The sequence below is a fragment of the Rummeliibacillus sp. SL167 genome (genome assembly GCF_007896505.1).
Lineage (GTDB): Bacteria > Bacillota > Bacilli > Bacillales_A > Planococcaceae > Rummeliibacillus > Rummeliibacillus suwonensis.
The window spans coordinates 42,578-55,304 of record NZ_VCBM01000006.1; the positions used below are offsets into that span (position 1 = coordinate 42,578).

Here is a 12,727-nt window from a genome sequence, read left to right on the forward strand (position 1 = left end):
TATTCGATAACAGATTGGCTCATCACCAAAAGTCGGGATGATATTTATAAAGTAGTGTAAATGAGCCGAAGCGTAGCCAGTGAGCCTACTAGGGGTCAAGCGTCCGATGTGGCCTTGGAGCGATTGAAGGAACGGAGTCTAAGAGAATGCCGCGTTCTGTGGCAATGACTCCGTGACCACCATCCTGTTGACCAGAAGCAGCTCATCGGATACCACTGGCTCCTAAAAAGTACATTGGCAGGGCGCAAATGTTACGTAATATTCCAAATCTAGCGATGATCCCATTAGTCATTATATGGTTCGGAGTAGGGGAAGAGGGTAAAATTTTTTTAGTAGCAATTAGTGTATTTTTCCCTATCTATATCAATACGTATCATGGTATTAAATCAGTAGATCCGAAATTTATCGAGATGGGTAAGATTTATGGTCTATCGAAAATAAAACTTTTCTATAAAGTTATTTTTTTAGGTGCTCTTCCATCTATTCTAATAGGTATTCGTTATGCTTTAGGTGTCATGTGGCTTACATTGATCGTAGCAGAAACGGTTGCGGCAAGTTCAGGGATTGGCTACATGTCGATGAATGCGAGAGAGTTTATGCAATTAGACGTCGTAGTTTTATCGATTTTGTTGTATTCGCTTTTAGGAAAAATAGCTGACTCATTAGCAAAATTACTAGAATATCGATTGTTAAGTTGGAATCCCATATATCGGCGACATGGAAAAGAAGGTTAAGTCTGATAGTTTCAACTAACAAATAGCGGGGAAATGAAGAAAACTGCTACATTATGTATAGTTTCACCTTATTTAAAAATAATATATTCAAAATCATACTAATTAAATAGATATACTATATAATATAGAGTATATCTCAAATATTCTGAATGTTATTTAGAAAGGAAAATGCAGGATGACAATTGAAAACAGAAATACTTTTAACTTCGACACCATTGCTCTACATGAAGGTCAATGGGTCGATCCAATCACTCGCTCAAGAGCAGTTCCACTTTATCAAACCACCTCTTATGTATTTGATGATACGGAGCATGCAGCCAATTTATTTAAATTGAACGGGGAGGGCTATATTTATTCAAGAAATGGTAATCCAACAAATGATGTCTTTGAAAAAAGGCTCGCGGGTTTGGAGGGTGGAGTTGGTGCATTTGCAGTTTCCTCAGGACAAGCAGCAATTACAGTCGCTCTACTAACTATTGCGAAAGCAGGAGATGAAATCGTTTCGACAAATGCTTTATATGGTGGAACATATTCATTATTTGCTAAAACATTTCAACGGTTTGGTGTGACTGTTCATTTTGTAGACGGAGCTGATTTAAGTCAGGTAGAACAAGCTATTAATGAAAAAACAAAAGCTGTTTATACTGAAACGATTGGTAATCCAAGCCTACAAATTGCGGATATCGAAGCACTTAGCGAGTTAGCGCACAAACATGACATTCCTTTAGTAGTGGATAATACTTTTACAACGCCCTATTTGTTAAAGCCTATTGATTTTGGAGCAGATATTGTTATTCATTCGACAACGAAATTTATCGGTGGGCATGGTACTTCAATTGGAGGCGCTATTGTAGATGCTGGCAAATTTAATTGGGCTAATGGGAAATTCCCAGAATTCACAGAGAAGGTTCCTAATTTAGATGATCGCTCTTTCATTGAGTTGGCACATGAACAAGCCTTTATCGTGAAAGCGCGTTTTGAATTAGGTCACGATCTGGGAACAACATTATCTCCTTTTAATGCATGGTTATTTATTCAAGGATTAGAATCATTACCTGTTCGAGTAAAACAGCATGTAGCAAATGCACAAAAAGTAGCCGAGTATCTGGCTCAGCATGAGGATGTCGCTTGGGTCAATTATCCAACCTTAGAAGGGGACCCTCAGCAAAAACTTGCAGCTAAATATTTGCCAAAAGGTGCGGGGTCCATCTTTAGTTTTGGTATTAAAGGCGGTTTAGAAGCAGCTAAAACATTTATCAATTCTGTTCAATTACTATCTCATGTTGCCAATGTAGGAGACTCAAAGACGTTGGTTATTCATCCAGCAAGTACATCACATTCAAGATTGTCCCCAGAAGAACAAATAAGCAGTGGTGTATTCCCAGAGCTTGTACGAATCTCTGTTGGATTAGAAGACATCGATGATATTTTAGCCGATTTGAACCAAGCTCTACAAAAGGCTAGCCAAACGGTTCAACATATAAAATAACAGATGCTGTTGGTCAGGAAAAGATAGGGTGAAAATAACACAAGAGAAGCATCTTTGCTTTGAGATACATATATCTCATGATAGATGGACTCTTACTATACAGAGCCCGACTTCCGTATAAAAAATGGAAAGACTTTAGACCCTGAACTGAGCGATTTAAGGAAATATAAAGATGATACAATATTTGTATTTTCAAAATAAAAAGTATTGATAAGATTGATCCCACATGTAATGGGTAGCAAAATCCCATTGTGTGAAGTTTCACTGAAGAAGGATTCTGGTGTACAGTTGTTTGTCACTAGAATCTTTTTTTCAAAGGGGGACTATCCCAAATGAAAATAGTACGCTAGAGGTAGCATTCTATTATGCTAATTTTTTGATGTAAGCACAGAAATTCTGTATTTTATTTGAATCGATTTCATAAATCATTTTCTTCTTAAAAAATACGAACATTTAAGAATAACTAATTTTGATAGTTGTGGAGCGGAAGACGGCGACTCCTCGAAAATGCATGCATTTTCTTCGTGCGGTGTTAGTTCAGGAAGTTTATTCAAAGTCCTACGGGAAAAGCTTGAGCTGAAAGCCCCGCAGGAACGTAGTGACGAGGAGATTGAAGCCAAGCCCGTGGAAAGCGCCGTCTGGAGCGGAACAAAAATTTCTGAATATTAATGTTCATGTTGATTTAAAATGTTCGTGTTTTTTATCTGAATTTTGTATTATGAAATTGATTCATTTATAAAAATAAATAAAGGATTGTTTATAGGGCTTTTTAAGCATCCTTCTTTTAAAAAGGAGTATGACATATAAATGGATCTAAAGACGATAAAAACGTTTAAGACGGTAGTGAAATTTAGTAGCTTTCAACGTGCCGCTGAAGAATTAAATTATGCACAATCTACCATAACGATGCATATTAAAAGTCTTGAGGAAGAGTTGAATGTCACTTTGTTAGAAAGAGGAAAGAACTTTCAACTAACGGAAGCAGGAAGATTATTAAATGACAAAGGAGACTTACTTCTTAAAGGATTTGATAGTTTAAAAAATGCGATGGAAGAGTTATTGAATGGAGAATCCGGTGTCATTCGTTTAGGGGTCATGGAACCTACTGCTAGCTACCGTATTCCTTCAATATTAAAACAATTTATAGAGAGATATCCGAAAATCCAACTTAGTATTCAAATTCATAGCAATAACGCGTTGATCGATATGGTAAAAAAAGAAGAAATCGATCTAGCTCTTTGTACGGCACCAGAAATGTCCCAAGATACAGTTTTTCTACCTCTTTTTCAAGAAAAGGTAGTGTTATTAGTTCCAGAATCCCATCCATTGTCTGGAAATGAAAATGTATATTTAAGAAATCTTCAAGATGAAAATTTGCTAACGACTTCTACAGTATGTCCATTTCGCCGTAACTTTGAAAAACAAGCGATTAATGCAGGGATCAATCCGCACTATGGAATCGAAATAAGTAATATGCTTGGCTTAAAGTATTACGTGCAAGAACAATACGGGATTGCTGTTGTGCCTCTCATTGCCGTTACCCCTCCCCCTGAAGGAACCGTCATTAAACAGATTATGGATTTTGAAAAAGGTTTAACAGTAGGATTGCTACGTAAAGCAGATTCGTTTCATGACGGAGTTGCGATGAAATTTTTAATAGAAGTCATTCAAAAACACTTAGGAAGTCTACATGAATGATCAAAGAATGTTCATCATTTGACTTCACTTTTTTTGAATTTTTTCTTCGTATTTTTCAATTATACAAAACGATTCAATTAAGTTAGAGTAATAGTATAAGTTTATTCTTACTATTTGAATATGTTTTGTTTTATTTAAAAGGCTTTGTTTGATCATTGTGTTGGTCTACATCCGTTTTGATGCAGGAGGGCGCTTTCTACGAGCAGACCAAGAATTCTTCTGCTGAAGATGAATGGATAAAAAAACAATATCATGCAGCAAGGTCATTTAAAAAGGAGAGAAAAGAAGATGTTAATTGCAGCAGTTATTGATGAAAAAGAAACAATTTTACCGATTGTAGAGGGAACGATTTTACGTATTTTTGATACTGAAACAAGCAGGGCAGAAGATTTTCCTAATCCTGCAGTACAGCTAAAAACAGGTAGAAGAGGCGCCGCTTTGCGGTTTGCGGAAGAAAAAGGGGCGACCACTTTTGTGGCACCACCGAACACTTTTTGTGAATTATCCTATAAAGCGGCACAGGAAGATAAAGTTGAGTTTATCCATATTCCATCGGACACAGCTTTCCCAAATTTTAAGCAATCTTTCTTAAACGGTGAAATCAAAGTGCAGGCATTTTTACCTGACAAGGAAATCTTACCAAGCTAAATAATGTTTTTTAAAATTATAAACGATAGAGGAGGAATAAAAATGGTTGAATTCATTACAATGGCACCTACTTCTGGAGATGGTGAATATGTTGGTACGGTCAATGCTGGAGAAAAATTTGATGGCTGGACAGGGACAAGTGAAAGTGCTTCTAGACTTGCAACACCCGAATATATCCAAGCCATTGCAAAAGCTACTGAAGAAGGCGGTTTTTCTACATTACTATTACCTGTTGGAGCAAATTGCTTAGACTCATTAGTTTTAGCGGCCAACTTAATTGCACATACGGACAAATTAAACATTTTGTTCGCCGTCCGCCCCGGCTTTGTATCACCTACAGTATTTGCTAAACAATTTGCAACACTTGATCAATGGTCAAATGGCAGAGTGCATTTTAATATTGTGACAGGTGGTTCCCCTGCAGAATTAGGAGCAGATGGAGATTTTTTAGATCATGATGCACGCTATCGACGAACGAAAGAATTTATTCAAATATTGAATCGCCTATTCTCAGGTGAAACATTTGATTATAATGGTGAATTTTATCAGTTGAAAAATGCGAAATTATTAGTAAAACCTACGAAGCGGCCTCAAGTATTTTTTGGTGGATCGTCACCCATTGCCAAAAAAGTAGCTGCTGAATTAGCAGATGTTTATATGCTTTGGGGGGAAACATTAGAAAATACAAAGATAGAGCTTGATGAAATTAAAAAATTAGTTGCAGAGCAGCAAAGAGAAGTTAGCTATAGTATCTCTTTCCAAATCGTATTAGGGGATACTGAGGAAGAAGCATGGAACAATGCGAACAAATTAATCAGTCGAATAGATCATGCTGCATTAGAATTTAAAAACGGTTTAAATACTAACGGGGAAGCAGTTGGTGTGAAACGTCTGCATCATTTAATGGAGGATTCAAAAGAAAATAACTTTAAAATCGGACCTAATTTATGGGCTGGATTGACACAAGTACTTTCTGGTAATTCCATTGCGCTGGTAGGAACGCCAGATCAAATCGCAGATCGAATTGTTGAATTTGTGGAGTTAGGCTTCGATAAAGTGCTATTACGTGGTTTTCCACATCTAGAAACAGCTCAACATGTTGCCATATATATCATTCCTAGAGTAAAAGAACGTCTTGCTAAAAAGCAATTAGCCTAATGAATCTTACCAAGATGGAAGAAGTTTAGTACAAAAAATGAGAGTTTGAAATTATGTAGTTAATCATCATTGAAAGCGAGGTGCAATAAGCTACAAACATATTCAAAAGATGTAACTTTCCATTCTGTGTTTAGTAGCTGAATAAGGTATGGGAAAAAAACAAATGAAATTGGGATTATTTTTGATGGGAACAGGACATCATATTGCTTCGTGGAGACACCCTGATGTTCAAGCGGACGGCAATGAAGATTTAAAATATTTTCAGAATATCACAAAAATTGCTGAAAATGCAAAACTTGATATGCTGTTTTTAAGTGATGGTTTGTCCTTTACTAAATTGTCGCATCCAGCAGAGCTTGTTCGATTTGAGCCGATTACATTAATTGCCTCATTATCAGCTATTACGAAAAACATCGGATTTGTCGCTACAGCGTCTACCACCTATAATGAGCCTTTTCATATCGCTCGGAAATTTTCTTCTCTAGATCATCTGAATGGCGGACGTTCTGCATGGAATGTGGTGACTTCCTATTATCAAACAGAAGCAAATAATTTCAATCAACAAAGTCACCTAGATCACTCGTTGCGCTATGAAAAAGCAACCGAGTTTGTGGAAGTCGTAAAAGGTTTATGGGATAGCTGGGAAGAAGATGCATTAGTACGAGATAAGGAGTCTGGTGTTTTCTTTCATCCAGATAAACTGCATGCATTAGATTTTAAAGGAAAATATTATTCTGTCAAAGGACCGCTCAATTCATCACGTTCACCACAGGGAAGACCTGTTATTGTTCAAGCTGGTTCTTCTGAAGCAGGTACGGACTTAGCAGCCAAAACAGCAGATGTTATTTTTACTGCTCAACAAACATTAGAGGAAGCCCAAGCTTTTTATAAAAAAGTAAAGCAAAAAGTTGTAGACTTTGGACGTTCTCCAGATGATGTCAAAATTATGCCGGGCGTTTCACCTTACGTTGGAAAAACGGTGGAGGAGGCATATGAAAAATATGAGCAGCTACAGCAGCTTATTACACCTGAAATAGGATTAGACTTCTTGTCAGAATATCTTGGTGGTTTTGATGTGTCAGGCTATGACTTAGATGGACCTTTGCCAGATGTGATACCAGAAACAAATGGCAATAAAAGCCGTCGCCAGCTCATCATCGATTTGGCAAAACGTGAAAATTTGACTATTCGAGAACTGTATTTGAGAGTTGCTGGTTCAAGAGGGCATCGTATTATCTTTGGGACACCAGAACAAATTGCTGATCAATTAGAAGAATGGATATCTAATGACGCAGCTGATGGATTCAATCTTATGTTCTCGCATCTTCCAAATAGTTTAGAAGACTTTGTTACAACGGTTGTACCAATTCTTCAACAACGTGGAATTTTCCGTACCGAATATGAGGGGGATACTTTACGTAAGAACCTCGGTCTTCCGAAAGTGGAAAATCGATATACGGAAGAGCAAGTAAAAATATAATAGGACAAGTTGATCAGCATGACAGGTTTTTAGAGAAAAAAGAGGAAAGGCTACCTCCCTTCAATGTACCAAAGTTTGCACATTTCTTAGTAGGTAGGTAGCCTTTTTTATGAAAATTATTTTTTTAATACATCATGATCGACATAGCGTTCGCCATTTAATTCGCTGAGTAAGTTCACAGCTACTGCTGCTCCATCACCTGCTGTAATGATTGTATGGACGCTTACACCTGCACATGTACCAGCTGCCCAGATGCCTTCTATATTTGTTTTTCCTTGAGCATCCACATCAAAAATGGTTTTTACTCGAGGCTCGGTACCAGCTTTCGTTGCAAGACCAGTAGCCTCTGCTAATTCAGTAAGGAAACCGGTTGCTAAGATGATTTGTTTTGCTTCTACCGTATTGCTTTCTGTAACGATTTGGAAGCCTTCAGTTGTTTTCTTAATGTCCGTTACTTTTGCTTCGACAAGTTCGGCGCCAAATTTTTTCGCTTGTTTTAAACCTGTTTCTACTAAATCAGGACCAGAAATACCATCAGCACCATAATGATTATCTAGCCATGCTCTTTTGGTAATCCCTTGATTGCTATCAAAAATAACTGTTTTCTTTCCAGCCTTTGCAGTGAAGATTGCAGCGCTACCTCCAGCGGGGCCAGCACCAATAATTGCGATATCATACATATTAGAATTCCTCCTTTTCCTATCTATTTTACCAAATAAAAATTGAGCATTCTAAAAATATGATTTTAATTTTAGGATCTCTGGCAAAATATGTGCTTGAAAAAATGAACATGCATATTTATTGGTGAAAAATAGTCATTAATTTTAACTCCATTTATCATGGGGATCTTTCTTTAAATTAGTATCATAAATCAATTTCATAAATCATTTTCTTCTTAAAAAATACGAACGTTTAATAATAGCTAATTTTATAGTTGTGGAGCGGAAGACGGCGACTCCTCGATTAGGCTTGCGCATTTCCTTCGTGCGATGTGAGTTCAAGAAGTTTATTCAAAGTCCTACGGGAAAAGCTTGAGCTGAAAGCCCCGCAGGAACGTTTTAAGGGACAAAGCCTAAGTTCGCCACGTCCTGTGGCAACGGCTTCGGGGTCAACATCGTGTCGACCCGAGGAGATTGAAGCCAAGCCCGTGGAAAGCGCCATCTGGAGCGGAACAAAAATTTCTGAATATTAATGCTCATGTTAATTTAAAATGTTCGTGTTTTTTATCTGAATTTTACATTATGAAATTGATTCATCATAAAAAGAAATTTTTAAATTGATAGAATTTTTTTATTAATGAGTTATTGATTTAAAAAGTTTGGGATGATAATATAGATAACAATAAAAAACTATAATTCAAATCTATAAAGTAGGAATAAAAAATGCGAATATTGGCAAACATTCTTTAATTCGAAAAATAGATTTTATGAATGGGCTCTGTTGATCAATATTGTTGGTTTTGTCCACATATCGCTTTTCATTAAAGTGTGACTCATCATCTAAAGTAAAAAAGTAAAACTTCAACACAGTAGGAGGCCTTACTACTGTTCCTGCAGGATAAAGCTTTTCCGCAAAGAAATGGGCGAACATCGACAATACTACTAAACAAAACCTATGAATAATAAACTACTAGATTAGAGGTTAATAAGATGAACAATAGCAATCAAACGATTCGTAACGAGCGTGATGCAAGATTAGTGGAATATGCAGAACGTATTGCCAAGCAACTTAGTGAAACAGCTTCTGACTACGATGAAAAGGGAGAATTCCCTTTCGAACACTTTAAGATTTTAGAAAAAGAAGGCTATTTTAAATTAACGATCCCAAAGGAATATGGTGGAGAAGATCTTTCCTTGTATGAAGTTCTACTTGTACAAGAAAGAATCGCGAAAGCTTCTGGTTCTACGGCACTCGCTGTTGGCTGGCATCTGATGACGTTCTTTAGCCTAAATGACTTTAGACCATGGAAAGAAGAAACATTTGCGCGAATTTGTAAAGAAGCTGTAGAAGAAGGTTCCCTTTTAAACGTTTATATTACAGAACGTGCGACAGGAAATATTATACGAGGTGGAAATCCAGGGACGATTGCAAAGAAAACAGAAGGCGGCTATATCATCACAGGGAGAAAAGCTTTTACTACATTAGCCCCTTATGTGAAACATTTTACTGTTTTAGCTTATATCGAAGAAGAAGATATCACTGCTGAGTTTTTGATCGAGAAAAATGAATCAGTTGAATTGATTGATACATGGAATGTGCTAGGAATGAGAGGTACTGGTAGTATCGATATCGCATTGCATGACGTGTTTGTACCAGATGAAGCGTTACTGGCTTATTCGGAAAAAGGGAAACCAACACGTTTTAATGGTAATAGTAGTGCCTATACTTTACAATTGCCAGCAATTTACTTAGGAATCGCTACAGCTGCAAGAGATTTTATTATTAAATATGCCGATGAAAAATATTCGCCAAGTTTAGGCAACGTTATATTAGAGGCACCACATGTTCAGCAAAAAATTGGTGAAATTGAAATTCTTATCGCAGTTTCCCGCACATTGTTATATAGCATAGCAGAAAAATGGGACAACAATGAGCACTTAAGAGATAAGTTGAGAAATGAAGTAGCTATTACCAAATATACAGTATGTAACAATGCGGTAAAAATCGTTGAATTAGCCAATCAGATTGCAGGTGGTCACTCGTTATCGAAAGATCTACCTCTAGAAAGATATTTCAGGGATGTACAATGTGGTTTATATAATCCACCATTAAATGATATGGTTGTGAGTCTTGTTTCTAATTCTGCTATTGAAAGTTATCGGAATAATAAGAAAACACACCAATTAAACTAGGAGGATCTTTAGATGACGAATAAAAAACAAATGCACCTAGGCGCATTTTTCCAAACTTTTCTAGGGCATCATTTAGCTGCTTGGCGGTATCCAGAAACAAAAACAGAAGAAGTGACTTCTTTAAGCCTTTATAAAGAAATTGCTCAACTCGCTGAACAGGGGAAATTTGATTTACTGTTTTTAGCTGACGTACTTGCACACAATGAGGAAGACATTGCCTATACACCACAAATTCGTTTAGAGGCAACTTCAGTGATGGCTGCATTGGCTGGGGTAACGGACAAGATTGGTTTAGTTGCCACATTATCTACTACATTTAATCATCCATTCAATGTTGCGAGAAAGTTTGCGACAATTGACCATATGAGTGCTGGGCGATCTGCATGGAATATTGTAACAACTGCTCATGACCATGAAGCAGCAAATTTTGGTTTAGAACATATCATCGACCATTCGCTTCGTTATGAGAAAGCAGATGAGTTTGTAGAAGTAACGAAAGAATTGTGGGATAGCTGGGAAGACGATACATTACTATTTAATCGAGAAACAGGTATTTTTCTAGATGCGAGCAAAATCCATCCTATCAATCATGAAGGAAAATACTATAAAGTGAGAGGTCCGATCAATATTCCAAGACCCCCTCAAGGTCATCCTGTTCTTGTCACAGCAAGTGCATCTGAGGATGGAAAAGAATTTGCAGCAAAGCATGCAGATATTTTATTTACAATTGCTCCTTCAACTGTGGCGGAAGGAAAAGTGATTTATGACGATATGAAGCAAAGAGTTGCCAAGTATGGAAGAAACCCAGATCACTTAAACATCATGCCAGGTATTGTTCCATTTGTGGCTAAAACGCAAAAAGAAGCAGAGGAAAAATATGAGGCATTTCAGGAGTTGATATTACCGGAACTAGGGATTGGTTGGTTATCACGCTATGTGGATCACGATTTATCCCAATATTCTCCTGATGATCCTATGCCAGAACTAAAAAATAGTAAAGATGTTAACGGAGAAAAAGGTCGTTTTGAATTGCTATCCGATCTAGCTAAAAAAGAGAATTGGACGATCAGACAATTAGCGAACTACTTTGTAAGAGGTCAAGGCCACTTATTTGTTGTTGGTTCTGGGGAATTGGTTGCAGATACATTGAGTGATTGGTTCTTAAATGGCGCAGCAGATGGCTTTAATGTTAAGTTTCCGTATTTCCCTGGTGGCGTCAAAGATTTTGTTGATTATACGATCCCTGTATTACAAGAAAGAGGATTATTCCGCACAGAGTATGAAGGAAGCACATTACGCGAAAATCTTGGCTTAGATTTTCCACAAGTAAAAAGAAGTATCAATGTGTAATCGTTTATTCCGCATTAACGGGCAGTAATACCCGCATCCCAAGATGTAGAGAGAAACGAGAAAGATAGATGGGGGAACAACTGCCTGTAAAAGTCCGATTGGTTTGGGCCAACAAGATGTTGGTTCCTCAGGTGTTGTCACAGGACGTGGCGCTTTTAACCTGAGTTCTTCTAGCTCAGAGGGGGATGAAGAAAACCCCCTCTGATGGAAGCTTCACTTTGTCATTCATTTAATAGTTTGCTTTTTGTGTCAAAAGCAAGGCACCTAGCACAGAAAGTATCCACCTCAATAGGTGATGGTATGAATGAGCATATCTATACGGATCAGCACTCACTGCATGAGAAGAGGAACTCAGGTTAAAAGACTATATTACATGGTCTGACCTGAGGGACCCGTCTCTATATTTATCACACTATACCTACTATTCTTATATGAAAAATAATAATTTTTGAGGGAGGAGTTGCACTTTGGTAGAAACGATTGAGTTATCACAGAAGAGTGAAAAAGAAGCTTTGCAAAATAAGATTGAAGTAAAATCAGTTCATTTTAGCTATGGTGAGACAGAAATATTGCAAGATATCAACCTTGAAGTCAAAGAAGGAGAATTCCTTGTTTTGATGGGGCCAAGTGGATCTGGTAAAAGTACATTATTGAGGATGCTAGCTAATTTATCTCAACCAAAATCAGGTCAAATACTTTTTGATTCCCCATTAGATTTAGCGGTCGTATTTCAGGACTATTCTTTGTTCCCATGGTTAACTGCAGAGGAGAATATTGTTCTTGCCCTTAAACAAAAATTGAAAAAAACCAAAACCAAAAAAGAGCTACAGCAATTAGCAGAACAATATCTTACCTTAGTTCAATTAGGACATGCCGTAAAAAAATATCCAGGTGAAATGTCTGGTGGGATGAGACAACGTGCAGCGATTGCTAGGGCACTATCTGTTGGTTCGGATTTAGTGTTGATGGATGAACCATTTGGAGCTTTGGACCCACTCACAAGAATTCAACTACAAGATTTAATTTTACAGATTAATCATGATCAAAAAAGAACGATCGTTTTTGTTACCCATGATGTAGAAGAGGCCATTATTTTAGCCGATCGAATTGTGATGTTCTCTCCTGGTCCTCCAGGAAAAGTGGTTGATGTGATCGAGGTACCTTTTGAAAAACCAAGAAATCGAAAACAATTATTTAATAGTCAAGATTTTGTTGAATTCCGTGATTACTTATTAGGCGTTATGAATAAGGGCGTATTTGAAAAATTAAATCAATCAGAAGAAGTCTCATCAGGAGAAGGAATATAGGAGGAGTATAC

General features: G+C 37.2%; 9 protein-coding genes and 1 pseudogene. 9 read left to right on the forward strand and 1 reads right to left on the reverse strand.

The genetic code is table 11. The features are described from left to right. Window positions 1–242 precede the first annotated feature (242 nt). The 6 genes and pseudogenes from FEZ13_RS18245 to FEZ13_RS18270 form a co-directional block, all read left to right on the forward strand. Window positions 243–734: pseudogene (locus FEZ13_RS18245) on the forward strand (ABC transporter permease subunit); the annotation flags it as partial. Window positions 735–909: 175 nt separating this feature from the next. Next, window positions 910–2,223 (forward strand): O-acetylhomoserine aminocarboxypropyltransferase/cysteine synthase family protein, encoded by a 1,314-nt coding sequence (locus FEZ13_RS18250; protein ID WP_146553847.1) that lies wholly within the window; start codon window positions 910–912, stop codon window positions 2,221–2,223. Window positions 2,224–3,030: 807 nt separating this feature from the next. Beyond that, window positions 3,031–3,921 carry a LysR family transcriptional regulator gene (locus FEZ13_RS18255; protein WP_146550647.1) on the forward strand — a complete coding sequence of 297 codons (891 nt, stop codon included), beginning with the start codon at window positions 3,031–3,033 and terminating at the stop codon, window positions 3,919–3,921. A 288-nt stretch (window positions 3,922–4,209) separates the two neighbouring features. Beyond that, entirely contained in the window at window positions 4,210–4,569 is a 360-nt protein-coding gene (locus FEZ13_RS18260; RefSeq protein ID WP_243881397.1) for a hypothetical protein, read from the forward strand. Between the two features lie 42 nt (window positions 4,570–4,611). Then, window positions 4,612–5,727: an LLM class flavin-dependent oxidoreductase gene (locus FEZ13_RS18265; RefSeq protein ID WP_146553848.1), complete on the forward strand. Its 1,116-nt coding sequence runs from the start codon at window positions 4,612–4,614 to the stop codon at window positions 5,725–5,727. A 148-nt stretch (window positions 5,728–5,875) separates the two neighbouring features. After that, window positions 5,876–7,207, forward strand: a complete 1,332-nt coding sequence (locus FEZ13_RS18270) for an LLM class flavin-dependent oxidoreductase (RefSeq protein ID WP_146553849.1) — start codon at window positions 5,876–5,878, stop codon at window positions 7,205–7,207. Between the two features lie 116 nt (window positions 7,208–7,323). On the opposite strand, the gene FEZ13_RS18275 is transcribed toward FEZ13_RS18270, so the two are convergent. Beyond that, window positions 7,324–7,887, reverse strand: a complete 564-nt coding sequence (locus FEZ13_RS18275) for an FAD-dependent oxidoreductase (RefSeq protein ID WP_146553850.1) — start codon at window positions 7,885–7,887, stop codon at window positions 7,324–7,326. A 969-nt stretch (window positions 7,888–8,856) separates the two neighbouring features. Here FEZ13_RS18275 and FEZ13_RS18280 point away from each other — a divergent pair. The 3 genes from FEZ13_RS18280 (at window position 8,857) to FEZ13_RS18290 (ending at window position 12,716) form a co-directional block, all read left to right on the forward strand. Then, the gene (locus tag FEZ13_RS18280) at window positions 8,857–10,059 is read left to right on the forward strand and encodes an acyl-CoA dehydrogenase family protein (RefSeq protein WP_146550643.1); all 1,203 of its coding nucleotides are present in this window, start codon (window positions 8,857–8,859) and stop codon (window positions 10,057–10,059) included. 12 nt (window positions 10,060–10,071) lie between these two features. Continuing rightward, window positions 10,072–11,409 carry an LLM class flavin-dependent oxidoreductase gene (locus FEZ13_RS18285; protein WP_146550642.1) on the forward strand — a complete coding sequence of 446 codons (1,338 nt, stop codon included), beginning with the start codon at window positions 10,072–10,074 and terminating at the stop codon, window positions 11,407–11,409. A 467-nt stretch (window positions 11,410–11,876) separates the two neighbouring features. Then, entirely contained in the window at window positions 11,877–12,716 is an 840-nt protein-coding gene (locus FEZ13_RS18290) for an ABC transporter ATP-binding protein (RefSeq protein WP_146553851.1), read from the forward strand. Window positions 12,717–12,727: the final 11 nt, after the last annotated feature.